Below are 20,708 nucleotides of genomic sequence, written 5' to 3'. Positions count from 1 at the left end.
CAACGTTATGACTTAGCCAATGCTTCAAGCGCTTTAAGACGAGATTTCATGTCTGAAAGGTTACGCAAGTGAGCTATTGATTTACGCCATTCTTTGTTTGTTGTATGGGGCATACCAGATGAGTAAATACCTGGTTCGGTGATTGATTTTGTCACCATACTCATGCCGGTAATTGTAACACCATCACATACAGACATGTGACCATTAATTGCAACCATGCCACCAATTTGACAGTTCTTGCCAATGGTAACGCTTCCTGCAAGTACAGTGCAGCCCGCTATTGCGGTGCCTGAATTAACTTCAACGTTGTGCGCTATTTGACACTGATTATCGATAATAACATTGCTATGAATGATGGTATTGTCCAGTGCACCACGATCAATTGTCGTACTTGCACCAATTTCAACTTTGTTGCCTATGATAACTGAACCAAGCTGAGGTATTTTAACCCACTGCCCGCGCTCATTTGCATAGCCAAACCCATCACTACCTACAACACTATTTGCTTGAAACAAACAATCTGAACCAATTTCAACATCGTGATAAATAGTCACACTAGGCCAAAGCTTAGTGCCAGAACCTATTTTAACACGTTCCCCGATAAAACTGTTCGGACCAATTTGCGCGTTGTCACCTATCACTGCATGAGCTTCAATGACTGCGTTAGCACCAATAGCGGCGCTATCACTAACAATCGCTGTTGAATGAACAGTTGCACTTGGATGAATACCCGTCGAGGCTGAGCGTGGTGTTGTATCCATAAATTGCGCTAATTTTGCGTAACTTACATACGGATTAGCAACAATAATTTTGCTGCCACTAAAGTACTCTGCATCGGCTTGGCTTACTATTACAGCACTCGCTTGAGTAGTTTCAAGTTGCGATCGATATTTTGAGTTCGCTAAAAATGCAATATGCCCAGAATGGGCATTTGCAAGTGTCGCTATTTTTTTTATTTCTAAAGCGCCATCACCCTGAAGTTCGGCGCCTAGAAGTTCCGCAATTTGCGAAAGCGTATAATTTTGCATAGAGTGATTATTTCTTACTAACAGCGGCTACAACTTTAGATGAAAGATCAGTCACTTCTTTAGGGTTAAAGTAAATAGTAGTGTCTTTTACTTTAACTTCGTCGAAGTCGCCGTCTTTAGCAATCTCTTCAATTGTTTTGATGATTACACCTTGAACTTTAGCAAGCTCTTGGTTTTGACGCGCTTTAATTTCTTGCTCTAAAGGGCGACCTTGTTCAGCAAGATTTTTTTGCATGCCTTGAATTTTTTCACGCAGAGTATCTTTTTGAGCTTGGCTCATAGTTGTACTTTCACGTTTAAATTTTTCAGCTTCAAAACGAATATCGCCTTGTAACTTTTCAAGCTCTTGACGACGTTCAGCAAACTCAGTTTGTAAAGACTGTTCAATTTTAGCCATTTGAGGAATTTGCTTGTAGATTTCCTGCATATCAACAATACCTACTTTGTGTGCAAATGCATTCACAGAAGTACCCATCATTAACGTTGCTAAAACTGCTACAGCTGTTGATTTAAATAATTTTTTCACAAAAAACTCCTTTAGAAAGTGTTACTAATGTTAAAGCTGATGGTTTTCGTATCGTCATCTTCTTCTTTTTGCAATGGATACGCAAAACTGATCAGCATTGGACCCATTGGAGAGATCCATTGTAATGAAAGACCGGTTGAAACCCTAAAACGCATTGGGTCTGAATAGTCATCTAATTTAGCACGTTCATCAACGCCTAAGTTTTGATAGCGGTCTACGTTAAACTCAGTATCCCATACGTTTGCAGCATCAACAAAGAAGCTAGTACGTACAGAGCTGGTATTTTCTTCATCTAAGAATGGTGTAGGAACAATTAGCTCCATACCTGCCACTGCTTTAGCATTACCACCAATACGACCTTGTGGCACTAGAATATCAAATTCTGATGCACCACCAATGCTACCGGTTGTAGTACCGTCTGCACCTGGCGTACCCGGAATAGACTGCGGTATACGCGACACAGCACGTGGTAATATCGTATTACGGTCAAAGCCACGTAGTTCCATTTCCGTTATACGGAAGTACTCTTGGAATGGAAGTGTTTGCTCATACCCGTTTGTAGAACCATAACCATTACCATAACCAAGTGCTGCACGCGTTGAGAATACCCAACGGTGGTCATTTGATATAGGCCAGTAAAAACGCGAATCGTAGTTCAGTTTAAAGTACTGAAGATCTGAGTTAGGCGTTGTTGCTGTTAAGTTTAGAGTTTGACGCGAACCCGCTGTTGGGAATAAACCACGGTTAACGGTGATACGCGACCAGCCAACACTCAGCTCATACTTAGTAAAGTCAAAGCCTGCATCTGGGTTATCTGGATCTAAGAATGTTTCACGAAGTACACGCGTTTGCTCGTACTCTGCAATATCCGAAAGCTCTTCTTTAATCCAACGGGCGCCAAAGTTAACACGATTTACAGCATCAATCGGAAAACCAATATTTGTGCCTAAACCATAACTTTTCGATTTATATTCAACAAGACTGAATTTACTTGCATCGTAGTTTCTGTAAAAGATGCTACTGCCTTGCGATACACCATCTGGCGTAAAGTATGGGTCTGTGTACGATAAGCTTAAGCTTTCAGAACCTGTAGACGTATTAAGGTTTAAACCAATTTGGTTACCTGTGCCTAAAAAGTTAGATTCTGTTACACCAATATTAAACTGCAGACCTAAGTAAGAACCATAAGCAAGACCAGCATTAAAGCTACCTGCAGATTGCTCTTTTACAGTAAAGTCTACATCTACTTGGTCATCCACACCGGGTACAGGCACTACGTTAAAATCAACAGTTTCCATGTAAGGTAGGCGTTGAATTTGCAGTTTTGAACGCTCAAGGTTTTGATTAGATAACCATGCGCCTTCAAGTTGTGTCATTTCACGACGAAGTACTTCATCTGCCGTATTTTGGTTGCCACCAACAATAATACGACGAACGTATACACGCTTACCTGGATTAACCGATAGTGTTAATTGTACTTCTTGCTTTTCGTCGTCAATTTCTGGAATTGTACGCACTTCAGCATTAGCGTAACCAAAACGTGCTAAGTAGCTTTTAATAAACTCTTCAGATGAAGTAACTACAGAACCGTTATAAAGCTCACCCGCTCTAAGTGGGATAACACTTTTAATTAAGTCTTCACGGCCAAGCAAGTCACCAATAAAGTCAAAACCTTTAACTTTATATTTTACGCCTTCAGTTAAGTTAGCTGTAACGTAAACCGATTCACGTTCAGGGCTCACTGAAACTTGCGTTGAGTCGATATTAAAACGCAGGTAACCACGGTCTAAATAATAACTACGAATTTTTTCTAAATCGCCTTCAATGGTTTGCTTTTGGTAACGGTCGCTACCCATAAACTGCCACCAAGGTAAATCTTGCTGCGATTCAGCAAGTTTAAGAAGCTCTTCATTAGAAAAAAGTTCATTACCCACTAAGTTAATTTGGCGGATAGAAGCAGCATCACCTTCATCAAACTCTAACTTAAGTTTAACGCGGTTACGTGGCAACTTAGTAATACTGATATCTACTTTAGCGTTGTATTTACCAATGCTGTGGAAAAACTCAACTAAGCCTTTTTCGATACTATCGATAACGGTTTTATCAAGTGGTTCACCTTGGCGAATATCTTGCTGATCAAGAGACTCATTAAGCTGCTCGTCTTTAATGTCTTTATTGCCTTCAAACTCAATAAAGCTGATGGTAGGACGTTCCGTTACTTTAAAAATAACGTTGTTGCCATCACGAAGTGCTTTTATGTTATCAAAGTGCCCAGAACGATAAAGTGACTTTATTGTTTTTGAAATCGTATAGTCATCAACATTATCGCCTACGTTAATAGGAATATGTGTTAGCGCTGCACCAAGTGCTACGCGCTGCAAACCTTCAACTTTCAGGTCTTCAACAATAAAGGAGTTTTGGCCTAGGGCTGCAAAACTTGCACCCAATAAACTTGTTATTGCCAAATGTTTTTTTATAGCCATTTTATTATCTTTATCCTTTACAACTGTATTACCGCATAACACCTTACTAGTGGTGCTTTACAATCGTGTTCTAATTAGTAATTTGCCACGCTGTAACTACAAACGCGATACATCATTGAACAAAGCGAAACATGTTAGAAAAATGAGCAACAAGGCACCCACTTTAAAACCAAACTCTTGTGTCTTTTCAGAGACCGGCTTTTTACGAAAAAGTTCAATTATGTAATACATTAAGTGTCCGCCATCAAGCACTGGTAAGGGTAATAAATTAAATACACCCAAGTTAACGCTTATTAAGGCTAAAAAGCTTAAAAAGGCCACTAACCCATAGCTTACGCTAGTTCCAGCGCCTACTGCAATGCCCACAGGACCACTTAAATTTTTAACCGAAACCTGGCCTGTAATTAAATTACCAATCATGTCAAAACTGAGTGTAATTAAGCGCCACGTTTCTTTTGTGCCTCGCACGATACTATCGAGCGGGCCGTAATGCCTTGTCTCTACATAGCCATCAGGCCATTGCTGTACAACAGGAGCAACACCTAAAAAGCCTTGTTCAATACCGTTATTATCAATGCGCCCTTTAGGGGTAACTGTAATGGCTTGTATAGTATCTTGTCTTTTTACACTAAATTGTAAAGATTTGTTAGCTGATTGCGTAATAAGATTAACTAATTGCTGCCAATTGCTTATTGTTTCACCGTTTACAGCCAAAATTGTGTCGTTAACTTGTAAATTAGCGTGTTCTGCGGCTGAGTCTTTAGTTACGGCGGCAATTGTTAAAGTTGCTTGAGGTCTAAATGGCACAATACCTAACGAACTTAATGGTGGTACGTCTCGTTGGTCAAGCTTCCACCCCTCTAAATTAAGCGTTTTAACGCGTGGTTGAAGGTTTTTATCACGAACAATAACTTCAACGCTTTCTTCGCCTAAGTTAGACATAAGCGCAAACGTGGCATCTTGCCATGTCGTTATGTCATCATTACCAATTTTTATAATATGTTGAGAAGGCATAATGCCCGCCTGCTCTGCGCGACTGCCTTCGGTTATGCTGCCAACAACTGGCTTAACCGATTGCACTCCTACCATATACATCACCGTAAGAGCAAAAATGGCAAACAAAAAGTTAGCCATAGGACCTGCTGCAACAATAGCAATACGCGCTTGTACAGATTTAGAGTTAAACGACAAGTGTCGTTGATTTGCTGGTACGTCATCAACTCGCTCATCAAGCATTTTTACATAACCACCTAATGGAATAGCGGCAATCACGTATTCGGTATTATATTTGTCATGCCATTTTAACAGTGGCTTACCAAAACCAATTGAAAAACGCAGCACTTTAACGCCCATTTTTCGTGCAACCCAAAAATGGCCATATTCATGTATGGCCACTAAAATACCAAGCGCTAAAATAAATGAGCCAAGATTCCAAAAAAAATCAAACATATTAATGCGCCACTTTTGTTATAAATTCTGAAGCGCTAATACGCGCTAATTTATCACACTCTAAAATTTCATCTAGGCTTTGCACATTGGTGTAAGTTGCAGCTTCTAGCGTCTGTGCATTTATTTTGTATATATCGGTAAAACCAATTTTACCGTTTAAGAATGCGCCCACAGCTATTTCATTTGCTGCGTTAACCGTTGTTGTCGCACCCTGCCCTGCACTACACGCATCAATCGCTAATTGTAAATTTGGATAACGAGAAAAATCAGGTTTAGTAAACGAAAAATCACAAATGTCAGAGAAGTTTAACGGTTTAACACCCGCATTAATTCGCTCAGGATACGCAAGTGCATGGGCAATTGGCGTGCGCATATCGGGGTTACCCATTTGCGCTAAAATAGAACCATCGTGGTACTGCACCATTGAGTGAATGATACTTTGTGGATGAATAACCACATCAATATCACTCGCATCACAATTGAATAACCACTTAGCTTCAATAAACTCTAAACCTTTGTTCATCATAGTTGCGGAATCTACTGATATTTTTTGACCCATCGACCAGTTAGGGTGTGCAACGGCTTCACTTACGGTTACATCTTTTAACGTATTTATATCACGCGTTAAAAACGGGCCTCCAGAGCCAGTAAGCAAAATTTTACTTACGCCATGTTGCTGTAGTTTTTGATCGCCTTTGGCATTTTGTAACGAAGAAGGTAGGCATTGAAAAATTGCATTATGTTCGCTATCTATTGGCAGCAAAGTGGCTTTATGTTGTTTAACTTTATCAATAAACAACTGACCTGACATAACTAAAGATTCTTTATTAGCTAGTAGTACTTTTTTACCAGCTTCAACAGCACTTAATGTGGGTAGTAAACCAGCTGCACCTACAATTGCCGACATTACAATGTCAACATCGGGATGAGCACATAAGTCACTCATTGCTTGCTCACCGTGCATAACCAGAGTTTGGCACTGAGTATTAGCTAAATACGCAGATAACTGCTCTGCGGCCTGCTGGTTAGCCATAATCGCATAAAGCGGTTCATGTTCAATACACAACTCCGCCATTTTCTTTGCATTTTGTCCTGCAGCCAAAACAAAAACATCAAATAACTCTTTATTGCGCGACACAACATCAAGTGTACTTAAACCAATTGAGCCTGTTGCGCCTAAAATAACCAGCAATTGCTTTTGGCTCATAAACTAAGAGTCCACGCATAGCACATAACAAACATTGGAGCAGCAGCCGTTAAGCTGTCAATTCTATCTAAAATACCGCCGTGCCCTGGTAAACATCGACCGCTATCTTTTAAACCAGCTTCACGTTTAAACATGCTTTCCAGTAAATCACCTACCGCAGAAAACAACGCAATAAATGCTGTCATTATCGCGTACACAGGCCATACAACTAAATCAACATCGGTAAAGTGACAAAATGCTAATACAAAAATAATAGAAGCGACTACACCGCCTGCTAACCCTTCAATTGTTTTATTAGGGCTGACTTTAGGCATTAACTTATGTTTACCAAAACTTTTACCCGTAAAGTAAGCACCCACATCTGCGCTCCATACAATACCGAGTACCACTAAAATAAGCACCGAACCAAAATGAGTTGATTCAGCATATTGCGCGCTACGTAGTGTATTTAGTGCAAGCCATAACGGCACAAGCGTTAATAATCCTGCAATACCGCGCATAACTAGGCCTTCATTCCACGCTTTAGCCATCTCTGGGTAGCGCCAAATTAAATAGCTAGCAACAATCCACCAAGCAAACGAAAGCGTAAATACGTAATTTGCATCACCGACTAGCTTGCCATTTTCCCATAATGATTCAATAGGCCAATGTAAATTAAGCAAGGCAAGTAAAGCTGCAATAAACACAACAAAGGCAGCACGTTTAAGCTTGTCGCAAAGGCCCATAAATGCAGACCATTCCCATGCGCCTAATAATACAATTGCACCAGCAAAGTAACTAAATAACGTAAGCGGTGTATAAAAAACCAAAGCCAATGCTAATGGAGCTAGCACTAGAGAGGTTAAAATTCGTTGTTTTAACAAAATGTGACCCTTATTCTATTTAGGTTTGAGCGAGTAATTGTTTTATTTGTTCGCCCGTACAACCAAAACGTCGCTCTCTGGCAACGTAACACGCAATGGCCTCAGCAAATGCTGCTTCATTAAAATCTGGCCAAAGTGTCTCGGTAAAGTAAAGTTCTGCATAAGCAACTTGCCATAGTAAAAAATTACTAATACGAACATCGCCACCAGTGCGAATAAGTAAATCAGGTTCAGCCTGATCTGCCATGCTCATATGCTGTGCTAAGCGCTCTTCTGTAATATCTTCTGCGTTTAGTGTGCCCTGCGCAACTTGCAAAGCAAGTTGTTTTGCCGCATTGGCAACATCCCAACGACCACCGTAATTAGCTGCAACATTTAAACGCAACCCGGTGTTATTTTCAGTCAGCTTATGTGCAGCGTCTACCTTGCTACGTAATCCTTCAGAAAATCGTGATAAGTCTCCAATAATGGTCAGTTTTACATTGTTTTTATGAAGCTTTTTAACTTCCTTTGTTAAAACAAATAAGAAAAGCTCCATTAAAGTGTTTACTTCGTCTTCAGGGCGGCGCCAGTTTTCACTACTAAAAGCAAATAAGGTTAACGATTGTATCCCTAATTTAGTACAAAACTGAACAGATTGACGAACTGCGTCTACGCCTTTTTTATGCCCATACACACGAGGTCTATTTCTAGCTTGCGCCCAACGTCCGTTCCCATCCATGATGATAGCAACATGTTTGGGTAAACATTGCTGTGAAATTGTGTCAGCATCTAGAACCATAAATATCGAGTATTCCATAAAAAAACGCCGTCTAGTATACCCTAGACGGCGTTTCAAAACTAATAATTTTAATAGGTCCTGTCGACCTTTCAGGATTGTAATTTGTTCAATCTAGGGGCGACTTAATCGCGGCGCAAGATTTGTAACCTAGTGGACTAAGCAAAAATCGAGTAAAGCTTCCGCGTCCTGCTCACGCCCCTTACCTACATCCATGTAGGCAACAAAGAGTTAATCGCCCCTAGACAGAACCCTTTGGGCAGCGCGTGTTTGGATTTTATGCATCGTTATCGCCTAATTATGGGGAATAACCACACTACACAGGCTCTGCCTTGCCTAAAAACCAAACACACTACTGCAAATTCAACCTCGAAAGATAAACAGGACCTTACTTAGATTTCCATCAATTCTGTTTCTTTGGCAGCTAATAAAGTATCCATTTCTTTAATAAACTTATCAGTAAGCTTTTGAATCGCATCATCTGATTGACGCGCTTCATCTTCAGATATGTCTTTATCTTTTAATAAACCCTTTACATCGCCATTAGCATCACGACGAATGTTACGAATAGCAACACGACCGCCTTCAACTTCAGCGCGTACAATTTTAATTAGGTCTTTACGACGCTCTTCTGTAAGTGGAGGAAGTGGTACGCGAATAACAGTACCTGCCGACATAGGGTTTAAACCTAAGTCAGATGCCATAATTGCTTTTTCAACAGCTTGCGCTAAAGACTTATCAAATACACCAATAGCCAGTGTACGAGAATCTTCAATTGTTACGTTAGCAACTTGGTTTAAAGGCGTTGGTGCACCGTAGTACGACACCATAATGCCATCTAGGATTGCAGGATGTGCACGGCCAGTACGAATTTTAGATAATTGGCTACCTAGTGCAGTTACACTTTTTTGCATGCGCGCTTGCGCGTCTTTTTGAATATCGTTAATCACGGTTTAATCCTAATTATTTGATTATTTCATCTGAGGCTTGTGAAGAAATAAGTGTACCTTCTTCTTCACCCATAATTACGCGTTTTAGCGCGCCTGATTTATTCATGTTAAATACGCTCAATGGCATATTGTGATCGCGGGCTAGAGTAAATGCCGCTAAATCCATAACTTTTAATTCTTTTTCAATGATTTCATTGTAGCTTAAGTGGGTATAAAGCGTCGCATCTGGGTTTTTAACAGGGTCATCACTGTATACGCCATCAACCTTAGTCGCTTTAATTACTGTATCCGCTTCAATTTCGATACCGCGTAAACATGCTGCAGAATCGGTAGTAAAAAATGGGTTACCAGTACCCGCTGCAAAAATGACTACGCGACCAGTTTTCAATAAACTAATTGCTTCAGCCCAGTTATAAGCGTCACATACACCATTAAGCGGAATAGCCGACATAAGACGACAGTTTACAAATGCACGGTGTAGCGCATCACGCATTGCAAGGCCGTTCATAACAGTTGCAAGCATACCCATGTGATCGCCTACTACGCGATTCATACCTGCTTCTGCAAGTGATCCACCGCGTAAAAAGTTACCTCCACCAATAACTAAACCCACTTCTACGTCGAGCTCTACTAGCTCTTTAATTTCTTGTGCCATACGGTCTAAAACTTTAGGATCGATGCCGAAGCCTTCGTCTCCCATTAAAGCTTCACCACTTAATTTGAGAAGAACACGTCTAAAAATAGGTTTGCGATTGATAGTCATAGTATTGGGGCCAACTTTTATTGAATTATGGATAAAAAATAACCGCGCTTATGTTAAACATAAAAGCGCGGTTATTTTAAAGAATTTCTAGCTGCGAAGCAAAACCAAATAGTACTTTAATTGCATCTAATTTCATTATCCTTCACAAATAGTAATCTTACTTAGCTTTAGCAGCAGCAATTTGAGCAGCAACTTCAGCAGCAAAATCTTCTTCTTTCTTCTCGATACCTTCACCAACTTCTACACGTACGAAGCTAGTAACTGTTGCGTTTTTCTCTTTAAGAATATCGCCAACAGTTTTCTTAGGCTCCATGATGAAAGCTTGACCAGTAAGAGAAACCTCACCAGTGAATTTTTTCATGCGGCCAACAACCATCTTCTCAGCGATTTCAGCAGGCTTGCCTTCATTCATCGCGATTTCGATTTGTACTTGCTTTTCTTTAGCAACAACATCGGCTGGTACATCTGAAGGTGTTAAGTATTCAGGGCTAGATGCAGCAACGTGCATTGCAACGTGCTTAAGTGTTTCTTCATCAGCAACACCCGCAACAACAACACCGATACGATCGCCATGACGGTACTCAACTAGGTTTTCACCAGTTACGTACTGCAGACGACGTACATTGATGTTTTCGCCAATTTTAGTAACTAGCTCAACACGGTCTTCTTCAAACTTAGCTTGTAAGTCTTCGATAGAGATAGTGTCAGCAATTGCAGCGTCAGCAACTTTGTTAGCAAATGCTAAGAAGCTTACGTCTTTTGCAACGAAATCTGTTTGACAGTTAACTTCTACTAGTACTGCAACACCCGCGTTTTGCTTGATGATGATAGTACCTTCAGCAGCAATGTTACCTGCTTTTTTAGCAGCTTTAGCAGCGCCACTTTTACGCATGTTTTCAATCGCTAACTCGATGTCGCCATCAGTCTCAGTTAACGCTTTTTTACAATCCATCATGCCAGCGCCTGTGCGCTCGCGTAATTCTTTAACTAGGGCAGTAGTTACAGCCATTAGTAAATCCTCAAATCTGAAATCAGGTTAGATAAGCGGGTTACCCGCTCGACAAGAATAGCAAGTCTTCACCTTAAAAAGATGAAGACTTGATGACAGCTAATTACTCAGCTTCAACGAAATCGTCTTTCTCAGCTTGAGCAACGATGTTATTCTCGCGACCTTCAGTAATAGCAGCTGCAACAGCGCTAGTGTAAAGGCTTACAGCACGGATAGCATCATCGTTACCAGGTACGATGTAATCAACACCGTCTGGGTTAGAGTTAGTATCTACGATTGCAACAACTGGAATACCTAGGTTGTTTGCTTCACGGATAGCAATGTGCTCGTGGTCAGCATCGATAACGAAAAGCGCGTCTGGAAGACCGCCCATGTTTTTGATACCACCAAGGCTCTTTTCAAGCTTTTCCATTTCGCGGTTAAGCGTTAACGTTTCTTTCTTAGTTAATTTCTCGAAAGTTCCGTCTTGGCTTTGTGCTTCAAGGTCTTTAAGACGCTTGATTGATTGACGTACAGTTTTCCAGTTAGTCAACATACCACCTAACCAACGGTGATTTACGAAGAACTGGTCGCTTTCTAAAGCAGCTGATTTAACTGCGTCGCTTGCTGCGCGCTTAGTACCAACGAAAAGAACTTTACCTTTGTTTGCTGCAGCACTTGATAAAAACTTAAGTGCGTCGTTGAACATTGGTACAGTTTGCTCAAGGTTGATGATATGTACACGGTTACGTGTGCCGAAGATGAAAGGCTTCATCTTAGGGTTCCAGTAACGTGCTTGGTGACCAAAGTGAACACCAGCTTGAAGCATATCGCGCATTGAAACGTTTGCCATTTTATAGATCCTCTATAGTTGTTTAGGGTTAGGCCTCCACATATCCCATAGCACCAACACCGAAGTAATTAAACTTCAAATGCACCCAAGTGTATGTGACGATACGTGTGTGTGTTAAAATAAAATTGTGTTTGCCTTAAATACAAAAAATCATTTAAGAATTTATTTGTAAAAAGACGGCGCGCTTTATACCATATTAAAATTAAATACTCAACGTCGCGTGCAAAATTTGTTCGACGATAAATGTTAAAAACTCAACTTTGGAGCCTCAATGAGCGCTATTATCAAGACCCCTGAAGAAATAGAGAAAATGCGCGTAGCTGGGCGCTTAGCGGCCGATGTACTTGAAATGATCGGCCCTCATGTAGTGCCAGGTGTTACCACCGATGAGCTAAATACACTTTGTCATGATTATATTGTTAATGTGCAACAAGCAATCCCTGCTCCGTTAAATTATCATGGCTTTCCAAAATCAGTTTGTACGTCAGTTAATCATGTTATTTGTCACGGAATTCCAAATGACAAAGCATTAAAAGAAGGCGACAGTGTAAATATCGACGTAACTGTCATTAAAGATGGTTACCACGGCGACACATCTAAAATGTTCCACGTTGGTACACCAAACATTCAAGCTAAGCGTCTTGCAGAAGTAACACAAGAAAGCTTATACCTTGCTATTAAAATGGTAAAACCAGGTGTGCGCTTGGGTGATATTGGCTCAGCAATTCAAAAATATGCAGAGAGCTTTAACTACTCAATTGTACGTGAATATTGCGGCCACGGTATCGGCGCAGGATTTCATGAAGAACCACAAATAATGCATTACGGTAAAGCCGGTACTGGCGAGGCCTTAAAAGCAGGTATGTGTTTAACTATTGAACCTATGGTTAATGCGGGTAAACGCCAATGTAAGCTTCTTAAAGATGATTGGACAGTAGTAACACGCGACCGTAGTTTGTCTGCACAGTGGGAACATACTTTATTAGTGACTGAAAATGGTGTTGAAATTTTAACGCTACGATCAGATGATACTATCGAGCGGATCATAGAACACTAATAAAACCGAAACACTTGATAAGAAAATTCTTATCCGTGTGAAAGGTTCAACAAGGAGCCAGCCCACGTGGCATTACCCAACAAAGTAAAAAAGTTGCTTAGCGATGCAGAGCAACTTAGTGATTATCGCGATTGTTCTAGCTATTTTTATAAATGGTTACATAACGAATTTTCTAAACAACCGGTTGGGAATTTAATTAATGCCCGGGCTGAGTTTATTGACCGCCTACTCATTAAGCTTTTTCATGTTTACGACTTAGCGCGCGAACCTGATTTAGCATTAATAGCGGTAGGCGGATACGGACGTGGTGAGCTACATCCCTACTCCGACATCGACTTTTTATTGCTTGTAACTAAACCGCCAAGCGAAGAAATATGCGAAAAAATAGGCCAGTTTGTCACCATGCTATGGGATCTCAACTTAGAGATTGGTCACAGCGTGCGTACGATAGAACAAGCCATTGAGCAAAAACGTGAAGACGTTACTTTTGCCACCAGCTTGCTCGAAAGCCGCCTTATTTTTGGTAACCACATTGAGTTTGAAAAACTCAAAATGCATATTCTTGAAACGCCAGTATGGCGCTCAGGTGAATTTTTTACTGCCAAAGTTCAAGAACAAAACTTACGCCACAGAAAGTGCCACGGCACCGCGTATAATCTTGAGCCAAACATTAAAGAAAACCCCGGTGGTCTGCGCGACTTACAAACCATTATTTGGGTGGCAAAAAAGCATTTTAGAACCGAAACCCTGCAAGAGTTAATAAGCCACGGATACTTAACTCACGAAGAGTTTCAAGAGCTTTCTGAGTGCCTAGAAAACCTATGGAACATTCGCTTTGCACTGCATTTAGCTGCAGGTCGAGCTGAAAACCGCTTATTGTTTGATCATCAACCGCAAGCCGCCGAAATTTTAGGTTTTGGTAGCGACGGTAAAGCCTCTGTTGAGCGTATGATGAAACGCTTATTTAGAATAATGAGCCGCGTGCGCGAACTTAACCAAATGCTACTTTCATACTTTGAACAAAGTATAATGCCCGAAAGTAGTGCTGTGGCAGCAATAGAACTCGACAGAAACTTTGAGCAAGTAGGTCATCAAATACGCGTAAAAGATCCGTCGGTATTTTTTAGACGCGACCAACTCTTTGTATTGTTTGAGCACATAGCCGATAACCCAGCAATAACGCATATTTACCCAAGTACTATTCGTACTATTCGCCAAGTGCGCCGTCGTTTATTGGGCGATTTGCAAGATTACGCAGCCTGTCGCGAAGCCTTTTTACGCTTAGTTAAACATCCTAACGGTATGGGCCGCGCATTTACGCTCATGCACAAGCACGGCATGCTTGCCGCCTACTTACCGCAGTGGCGTAATATATTTGGGCAAATGCAGTTCGATTTGTTTCACGCGTACACCGTAGATGAGCACACTCACAAATTAATCAAAAACATTTACGAATATTTTGATAAAACAGGCATTAGCGAGTTTCCTATTTGTAGTGAAATAGTCACTCGAATGGACAAACCAGAGCTACTTTATTTAGCCGGTATATTTCACGACATAGCTAAAGGCCGAGGTGGCGACCACTCAGAACTTGGCGCTGTTGACGCAATAGCATTTGCTAAATTACATGGTTTTTCATCGGTGGATGCAAAGCTCGTTGCATGGCTTGTAAGTAACCATTTACTTATGTCGGTTACCGCACAGCGTAAAGACATTAACGACCCTGCTGTAATAAAAGACTTCGCTACACGCGTTAAAACAGAGCGCCAACTCGACTACTTATATTGTTTAACCGTTGCCGACATACGTGCAACCAACGACAACTTATGGAACGATTGGAAAAACACCCTACTGCGTGAGCTCTACTTACACACGCAGCGCGCTTTGCGTCTAGGGCTCGAAAACCCAATGGATCAACGCGACCAAATTCGCGACAAAAAGCACCAAGCTAAACAACGCTTAATAAATCTGGGTTATCAAGAGGAAAAAATTGATTTAATTTGGAGCCGCTTTAAAGCCAACTACTTTACCGCCTTTAGCGAACAGCAAATATCATGGCAAAGTGAGCATTTATTAAGTAGCACAGACTTAAGCCAGCCAAGTGTTGTTGTATCTAACAAAGCTATGCATGGTGGCACACAAGTATTTGTATACAGCCCCTACTCTGGCCCACTGTTTGCCCGATTAGTAAGTGTGATTGGCTCTAAAAAAGCGCAAATACAACACGCGCAAGTACTAACCACAAAAGACGGTTACGTCTTGTTTAGCTTTGTAATACTTGAAGTAAGTGGCGACCCTATTGCAAGTGGTCGAGCGCAATCAATTAAACGTGGGCTTGAGCAAGCACTGAGCGATCCGCGTAAAAAGATTCGCTTTAAAAAGAGCCGCTCTCAACGCTTTAAAGATTTTAATATTAAACCTAAAATTGTGTTGCGCCCACATGCACGCAAAGACCGTAGCTTAATAGAAATTCAAGCCGTCGATATACAAGGTTTACTAACCAAAATAGCCGAAGTTTTCCAAGCGCATTTACTACACATTCACGCTGCCCGTATTACAACGGTAGGTGAACGTGCCGAGGATTTCTTTGTCGTATCTAATAACGAATACCAAGCGCTGACTGATGAAGAACAAGCAAAAATTCATCAGGCATTACGTAAAAAATTCAACGCCGAAACAGAATAGAGGACACACATGTCAGATTTAAAAACGATGATCGAAAACGCATGGGACAACCGCGATAGTATTAGCCCAAGCACAGTATCAAGCGACGTAAAACAAGCCATTATTGACGCACTTGATTTACTTGATAGCGGCGCAGCACGCGTTGCCGAAAAAATATCAGGTGAATGGGTTGTACACCAGTGGCTTAAAAAAGCAGTATTACTGTCGTTTCGTATTCGCGACAACCAACCAATGAACGACGGCGTAAACCAGTTTTACGACAAAGTACCACTTAAATTTAGCGACTACACGCCAGAGCAATTTCAGCAAGGCGGTATGCGCGTAGTGCCAAACGCAGTAGCGCGTAAAGGCAGCTTTGTAGGTAAAAACGTAGTACTTATGCCATCGTACGTAAACATTGGCGCATATGTTGACGACGGCACCATGGTTGATACATGGGCGACTGTAGGCTCATGTGCACAAATTGGTAAGAACGTACATTTATCAGGTGGCGTAGGCATAGGCGGTGTTTTAGAGCCTCTACAAGCTAATCCAACTATCATTGAAGACAACTGTTTTATTGGCGCACGTTCTGAAATTGTTGAAGGCGTAATTGTTGAAGAAGGCGCAGTAATTTCAATGGGCGTTTACATCAGCCAAAGCACCCGTATTTACGACCGTGAAACTGGCGAAATTCACTACGGCCGCGTACCTGCAGGCGCCGTAGTTGTACCAGGCGCACTACCGTCAAAAGATGGCACCCACAGCCTTTACGCTGCAATCATCGTGAAAAAAGTAGATAAACAAACACGTGAAAAAGTAGGCATCAACGCCCTACTCCGCTCAATTGATGAGTAATAGTCGGTTGGGTTGAGTGAAACGAAACCCAACAATACTTTAAAGTTAAGTGTTTAAGCTAAACTTTAATTGTATATAGAAAAGCTCTAAGCCTTTGGTTTAGGGCTTTTTAAAGTAATCAACGTTATTCATTATCGTCATATATTTTTGAAATATCACTGAATTCTTTTGTGCACAGTTGATATGAGATTTCTTTTATCAATCCATATGATAATAATATTACAATACAAAATTGCATGAACCTTACGGTCTCCTTAATTAAGTTATTGACCCCTTTAGTATCTAATTTAGTATAACTCGCATAAGTAAAGCCTGTATCTAAGACTGGTGTTACGATGCCCTTATAAAGTTCAAGTGGTTCGATACTACTATTCTCTACCTCAACTAATAACCTCTGCAGTTCAATTGCATAAGCTATCATTTTAATCTCAAAATGAGGAGCTGTGGCTTTAGTACCAAACTCTATCATTTGATTATAAGTATTCTCTGGAAACATAAGCTTATAAAACTTATTGAACCTAAAAGTACTTTCCCCGACAGGTTTCGTACTATATGAAAACAAATTTCTTGTCCGATTTAACTCACCTTCTACCTCTTCTCTCAAAAACTTCTGGTGCTCTAAATAGAGCACAAAATTTTCTTTTTTTTGAGCTAACTTGAACTGTTCTTGTGCAAGCTCAAATTGTTGTTCCGATTTATTAAATTGCTTATTTGCTATTTCTAACTGTGTTTCAACTCGACTTAGTTGTAGAGTTAATTGCATACTCCTGTAATACATTCCTATTAAAGTTGTAATTGCTGCTAGAGCAGTAAAAATACCAATAGGTAAATTGAACGTATTCGAGAATGTTTTCCAATTATCTAAAGAATGAAAATCTGTGGAAAAGCTACCGCTAGTGGTAAAATACTGTATTAAAAAGACGATAAATGCGAGTGTTGGTGTGGAATAAAAGAAAAATTTAAATATGGAATCCCACCTATCTAACTTTTTTGAATTTAGCCTACTATTCTCTTCATTCATTTCCTGCTCCTTGCTTGAACGATATTTACATAAAAATATATTAAGATAATCGACATGATATATAAAAACTAAAATTAATAAAGGCTATTGTATTTATTACCTATGCCTAAGATAAAACCGCTTAAATAATCATTCGTTGGGTTTCGTTTCACTCAACCCAACCTACGAAAAAATCTCCCAAAACCAAAAAAGCACTTATAAAATAAGTGCTTTCGTTGGCTTGCTCAATTAGTGTGGCTTACTGCGCGTTAAATACGTCGTCAGTTTTAGCTGCGCAAATAAAATCGTTTTTGTGTAGGCCTTTAATTGAATGGCTCCACCATGTAACCGTTACTTTGCCCCACTCGGTTAATAAACCTGGGTGATGGCCTTCGTCTTCTGCCATGTCGCCTACTTTGTTAGTAAACGCGATAGCCTGTTTGAAGTTTTTAAATTTATAAACATGCTCAAGCTGCATAATGCCGTCGCGTACCTCTGGTACCCAGTCTGGGATTTTAGTAATTAATTGCGCTAACTCTTCGTCAGATACTTTTGGCGCATCTACATGACAGGCTTCGCATTTTTGTGCACTTAATGAAGACATTCTAAATCCTTAATTTTAGCTTTTTAGCATTAATATTTAACTGGCTAATTTTTCTTTTGGTGGAAATTTTGGGTCGTGCAAGCCAAGCTCTTTAGCTCGCTCAACCAAAGTCATAATATCCATTTGCGATATATCAAACAGATCATGAATCGAATTTATGGTGTAGTACTGTGGTTGCATAATATCAATACGGTACGGCGTACGCAGTACATCAAGCACATTCATTGGGGTGATTTCTGGCGTATTTGAGTATACGTACTGAGTTTCACCTGGGCTTGATAAAATACCACCGCCGTAAATACGCAGACCGTCTTCGGTTTGCATTAAACCAAATTCGACTGTAAACCAGTATATACGCGCAAGGTATACACGGTCTTTTTTCTGCGCTGCGTAACCTAATTGCCCGTACTTATGCGTAAACTCGGCAAAGTCAGGGTTAGTTAGCATGGCGCAATGGCCAAATATTTCATGAAAAATATCTGGCTCTTGTAGGTAGTCAAATTCTTCGCGGCTACGAATAAATGTAGCTACCGGAAACTGCTTGTTTGCCAGTAATCTAAAAAACTCATCAAAGTCGATAAGCGCAGGTACTGGTGCAACTTGCCAACCGGTAGTGGCTAGTAACACTTCGTTTAGTTCGCTTAACTGCGGAATACGATCGTGCGGCAGGTTAATCTTTTTTAACCCTTGCATGTACTCGTTGCAGGCTTTGCCTTCAATGCATGCAAGTTGGCGCGCTACAAGCTCAGACCAAATTTTATTTTCTTCATCACTCCAGTGTATAACACCATTTTCGTCTGGTGTTTTGGATGTGTATTTACTTGCTTTAGCCATAAGTACCTTCTTGGGTGTGAACCCTAAATCGGTGTCAGTGTGATACTCAAACCTATTGAATATCGAATGACCCCATACTATGCAAAAGTGAAGAAAAGTTTAATAGATAGGCTAACATCAGTATTTGGCGCGATCACCCCAATCGTAAAGTTAAAATTACACCTATGGCACATTAAAAATACAGGCCTTTAAATAAAGGCCTATAGCTTATTTTTATGTGTACACAATTAAATACACCTAACCAATTTTAGTAAAAGCTTGGTTTAAATCACTAATAATGTCGTTAACATCTTCAAGCCCAACCGAGAGTCTGATCAGCCCATCACTTATTCCAGCGGCAGCTCGCTCCTCTGGCGTATAAGGCGAGTGAGTCATAGATGCAGGATGCTGAATCAGTGTTTCAGCGTCGCCGAGGCTTACTGCAAGTGTACAAAGTTTCATACTATCAATAAATTGTGCGCCATCTTGTAGCGTACCTTTTATTTCAAACGCAATAACACCACCAGCGGCTTTCATTTGGTTACCAATAAACTTATAACCTGGGTGCGATTTAAGCCCCGGGTAATATACGGTGCTTACTTGTGGATGCGCTTCTAGATATTCGGCTATTGTTTGTGCGCTTTGACAATGACGCTCTATTCTAATAGCGAGAGTTTTTAGACCTCGATTAATTAGCCATGCGTCGTGCGGGCTTATGGTTGCACCAATGTCTTTTAGTACGGTCATTTTAATGTGTGTTATGTGCTCAAGCGATCCACATACAATACCGGCAACTACGTCTCCGTGGCCGTTTAAGTACTTGGTCGCACTGTGCATTATAATGTCGATACCGTATTTTTTAGGCGATTGCAGTAGCGGCGTTAAAAAGGTGTTGTCGACCACACTAATTAAGTTGTGCTCTTTAGCAACTGCGCCAATGAGTGCCAAATCAATAACCGCCATAGTGGGATTAATTGGCGTTTCTACAAATATCATTTTTGAATTAGGTTTGATGGCAGCGCGTAGTTCGTCCTCGTTGGTCATATCAACAAAAGTGACTTCGATTCCCCAGCGCGGCAACATATGCGAGAAAAACGCAAAGGTACAACCATACAAAGCACTTGAAGCAACAAGGTGATCTCCTTGCGATAAAAAGCTCAGTACTGAGGCAGATACAGCCCCCATACCCGTTGCGGTTGCAGCTGCTGCTTCACAACTCTCGAGTTGAGCAACTTTTTGTTCAAGTTCTGTGGTTGTAGGGTTTCCTAAACGCGTATAAATATAGCCAGGTTCGTCGCCTGCAAAACGCGCAGCACCTTGTGCGGCATTTTCAAAATGAAAGGTAGAGGTTTGATACAAAGGAGAAGTGAGTGCGCCGTGCGGGTCGTTTGCTTTTTGTGGTCCGTGAATACACTGGGTGTTTATATGATGCTTGCTCATTGTAGGCTCATTTTTTGATTATTATGTTTTTGCGATTCAACAATCAAAACGTATGCGCTTACAAACAGCAAGCATGCCGGATGCTCAGATGGCTATTTGTGTAAAAACCGTGCAGCGCACGTTTGTACACAAATATTGCCACTGCTAATCTAGGGTCTGTTGATCTTTGCGGATTAAAATTTGTTCAAACTAGGGGTTATTTAATCGCGGCGCGAGGTTTGTAACCTAGTGGGCTAAGTAAAAACCGAGCAAAGCTTCCGCGTCCTGCTCACGCCCCTTACCTACATCCATATAGGCAACAAAGAGTAAATAGCCCCTAGGAAGAACCTTTGGGCAGCGCCTGTTTGGCATTAATGCTACGTTATCACCCATTTATGGGGAATA

Annotated in this window: 18 protein-coding genes; 3 read left to right on the top strand and 15 right to left on the bottom strand. The window is 40.8% G+C overall.

What is annotated here, in order from left to right; translation table 11 throughout:
- Positions 1-5 precede the first annotated feature (5 nt).
- The 11 genes from lpxD to rpsB all read right to left on the bottom strand — a co-directional run bounded on the left by lpxD (position 6) and on the right by rpsB (position 11,888).
- On the bottom strand, positions 6-1,028 hold the full coding sequence (lpxD, locus tag I6E72_RS03130; protein ID WP_197111019.1) for a UDP-3-O-(3-hydroxymyristoyl)glucosamine N-acyltransferase: 1,023 nt from the start codon (positions 1,026-1,028) through the stop codon (positions 6-8).
- A 7-nt stretch (positions 1,029-1,035) separates the two neighbouring features.
- Positions 1,036-1,554 carry an OmpH family outer membrane protein gene (locus I6E72_RS03125; RefSeq protein ID WP_007580993.1) on the bottom strand — a complete coding sequence of 173 codons (519 nt, stop codon included), beginning with the start codon at positions 1,552-1,554 and terminating at the stop codon, positions 1,036-1,038.
- Positions 1,555-1,565: 11 nt separating this feature from the next.
- Positions 1,566-4,037 carry an outer membrane protein assembly factor BamA gene (gene bamA / locus I6E72_RS03120; protein WP_007580991.1) on the bottom strand — a complete coding sequence of 824 codons (2,472 nt, stop codon included), beginning with the start codon at positions 4,035-4,037 and terminating at the stop codon, positions 1,566-1,568.
- Positions 4,038-4,133: 96 nt separating this feature from the next.
- A complete protein-coding gene (gene rseP / locus I6E72_RS03115; RefSeq protein WP_197111017.1) occupies positions 4,134-5,486 on the bottom strand; it encodes a sigma E protease regulator RseP in 1,353 nt (450 codons plus the stop codon).
- Position 5,487: 1 nt separating this feature from the next.
- Entirely contained in the window at positions 5,488-6,693 is a 1,206-nt protein-coding gene (gene ispC, locus I6E72_RS03110) for a 1-deoxy-D-xylulose-5-phosphate reductoisomerase (protein ID WP_024590724.1), read from the bottom strand.
- The gene (locus I6E72_RS03105; protein WP_101217235.1) at positions 6,690-7,556 is read right to left on the bottom strand and encodes a phosphatidate cytidylyltransferase; all 867 of its coding nucleotides are present in this window, start codon (positions 7,554-7,556) and stop codon (positions 6,690-6,692) included. The genes ispC and I6E72_RS03105 overlap by 4 nt, the downstream gene beginning before the upstream one ends.
- Before the next feature lie 19 nt (positions 7,557-7,575).
- Positions 7,576-8,355, bottom strand: a complete 780-nt coding sequence (locus tag I6E72_RS03100; protein ID WP_007580985.1) for an isoprenyl transferase — start codon at positions 8,353-8,355, stop codon at positions 7,576-7,578.
- A gap of 371 nt (positions 8,356-8,726) precedes the next feature.
- Positions 8,727-9,248, bottom strand: coding sequence for a ribosome recycling factor (gene frr, locus I6E72_RS03095; RefSeq protein ID WP_206006177.1), 522 nt, complete (start codon positions 9,246-9,248; stop codon positions 8,727-8,729).
- A gap of 49 nt (positions 9,249-9,297) precedes the next feature.
- Entirely contained in the window at positions 9,298-10,047 is a 750-nt protein-coding gene (gene pyrH / locus I6E72_RS03090) for a UMP kinase (protein WP_007580982.1), read from the bottom strand.
- A gap of 157 nt (positions 10,048-10,204) precedes the next feature.
- Positions 10,205-11,056: a translation elongation factor Ts gene (gene tsf / locus I6E72_RS03085; protein WP_007580981.1), complete on the bottom strand. Its 852-nt coding sequence runs from the start codon at positions 11,054-11,056 to the stop codon at positions 10,205-10,207.
- Between the two features lie 103 nt (positions 11,057-11,159).
- Entirely contained in the window at positions 11,160-11,888 is a 729-nt protein-coding gene (gene rpsB / locus I6E72_RS03080) for a 30S ribosomal protein S2 (RefSeq protein WP_007580978.1), read from the bottom strand.
- A 271-nt stretch (positions 11,889-12,159) separates the two neighbouring features.
- Here rpsB and map point away from each other — a divergent pair, with 271 nt between their 5' ends.
- The 3 genes from map to dapD all read left to right on the top strand — a co-directional run bounded on the left by map (position 12,160) and on the right by dapD (position 16,467).
- A complete protein-coding gene (gene map / locus I6E72_RS03075) occupies positions 12,160-12,945 on the top strand; it encodes a type I methionyl aminopeptidase (RefSeq protein WP_007580976.1) in 786 nt (261 codons plus the stop codon).
- 66 nt (positions 12,946-13,011) lie between these two features.
- Positions 13,012-15,630 carry a [protein-PII] uridylyltransferase gene (gene glnD, locus I6E72_RS03070; RefSeq protein ID WP_007580974.1) on the top strand — a complete coding sequence of 873 codons (2,619 nt, stop codon included), beginning with the start codon at positions 13,012-13,014 and terminating at the stop codon, positions 15,628-15,630.
- A 9-nt stretch (positions 15,631-15,639) separates the two neighbouring features.
- Positions 15,640-16,467, top strand: a complete 828-nt coding sequence (gene dapD, locus I6E72_RS03065) for a 2,3,4,5-tetrahydropyridine-2,6-dicarboxylate N-succinyltransferase (protein WP_002958324.1) — start codon at positions 15,640-15,642, stop codon at positions 16,465-16,467.
- 124 nt (positions 16,468-16,591) lie between these two features.
- Here dapD and I6E72_RS03060 read toward each other — a convergent pair whose 3' ends face one another.
- The 4 genes from I6E72_RS03060 to megL all read right to left on the bottom strand — a co-directional run bounded on the left by I6E72_RS03060 (position 16,592) and on the right by megL (position 20,324).
- Positions 16,592-17,488: a hypothetical protein gene (locus tag I6E72_RS03060; RefSeq protein ID WP_197111015.1), complete on the bottom strand. Its 897-nt coding sequence runs from the start codon at positions 17,486-17,488 to the stop codon at positions 16,592-16,594.
- Positions 17,489-17,726: 238 nt separating this feature from the next.
- Positions 17,727-18,071, bottom strand: coding sequence for a 4a-hydroxytetrahydrobiopterin dehydratase (locus I6E72_RS03055; RefSeq protein WP_197111013.1), 345 nt, complete (start codon positions 18,069-18,071; stop codon positions 17,727-17,729).
- Between the two features lie 36 nt (positions 18,072-18,107).
- Positions 18,108-18,905 (bottom strand): phenylalanine 4-monooxygenase, encoded by a 798-nt coding sequence (gene phhA, locus I6E72_RS03050; RefSeq protein WP_197102726.1) that lies wholly within the window; start codon positions 18,903-18,905, stop codon positions 18,108-18,110.
- Positions 18,906-19,142: 237 nt separating this feature from the next.
- Positions 19,143-20,324, bottom strand: coding sequence for a methionine gamma-lyase (megL, locus tag I6E72_RS03045; protein WP_007580969.1), 1,182 nt, complete (start codon positions 20,322-20,324; stop codon positions 19,143-19,145).
- Positions 20,325-20,708 lie beyond the last annotated feature (384 nt).

Source organism: Pseudoalteromonas sp. NSLLW24, from assembly GCF_015864725.1.
GTDB classification, from domain to species: Bacteria; Pseudomonadota; Gammaproteobacteria; order Enterobacterales; family Alteromonadaceae; genus Pseudoalteromonas; species Pseudoalteromonas arctica.
This window is presented reverse-complemented; position numbering and strand designations above follow the sequence as displayed.

What these genes read in the sequence shown, in the direction of transcription:
- lpxD (WP_197111019.1), bottom strand. Translation starts at nt 1,028, where the DNA reads ATGCAAAATTATACGCTTTCGCAAATTGCGGAACTTCTAGGCGCCGAA.
- bamA (WP_007580991.1), bottom strand. Translation starts at nt 4,037, where the DNA reads ATGGCTATAAAAAAACATTTGGCAATAACAAGTTTATTGGGTGCAAGT.
- rseP (WP_197111017.1), bottom strand. Translation starts at nt 5,486, where the DNA reads ATGTTTGATTTTTTTTGGAATCTTGGCTCATTTATTTTAGCGCTTGGT.
- ispC (WP_024590724.1), bottom strand. Translation starts at nt 6,693, where the DNA reads ATGAGCCAAAAGCAATTGCTGGTTATTTTAGGCGCAACAGGCTCAATT.
- I6E72_RS03100 (WP_007580985.1), bottom strand. Translation starts at nt 8,355, where the DNA reads ATGGAATACTCGATATTTATGGTTCTAGATGCTGACACAATTTCACAG.
- frr (WP_206006177.1), bottom strand. Translation starts at nt 9,248, where the DNA reads ATGCAAAAAAGTGTAACTGCACTAGGTAGCCAATTATCTAAAATTCGT.
- pyrH (WP_007580982.1), bottom strand. Translation starts at nt 10,047, where the DNA reads ATGACTATCAATCGCAAACCTATTTTTAGACGTGTTCTTCTCAAATTA.
- tsf (WP_007580981.1), bottom strand. Translation starts at nt 11,056, where the DNA reads ATGGCTGTAACTACTGCCCTAGTTAAAGAATTACGCGAGCGCACAGGC.
- rpsB (WP_007580978.1), bottom strand. Translation starts at nt 11,888, where the DNA reads ATGGCAAACGTTTCAATGCGCGATATGCTTCAAGCTGGTGTTCACTTT.
- map (WP_007580976.1), top strand. Translation starts at nt 12,160, where the DNA reads ATGAGCGCTATTATCAAGACCCCTGAAGAAATAGAGAAAATGCGCGTA.
- dapD (WP_002958324.1), top strand. Translation starts at nt 15,640, where the DNA reads ATGTCAGATTTAAAAACGATGATCGAAAACGCATGGGACAACCGCGAT.
- I6E72_RS03060 (WP_197111015.1), bottom strand. Translation starts at nt 17,488, where the DNA reads ATGAATGAAGAGAATAGTAGGCTAAATTCAAAAAAGTTAGATAGGTGG.
- I6E72_RS03055 (WP_197111013.1), bottom strand. Translation starts at nt 18,071, where the DNA reads ATGTCTTCATTAAGTGCACAAAAATGCGAAGCCTGTCATGTAGATGCG.
- phhA (WP_197102726.1), bottom strand. Translation starts at nt 18,905, where the DNA reads ATGGCTAAAGCAAGTAAATACACATCCAAAACACCAGACGAAAATGGT.
- megL (WP_007580969.1), bottom strand. Translation starts at nt 20,324, where the DNA reads ATGAGCAAGCATCATATAAACACCCAGTGTATTCACGGACCACAAAAA.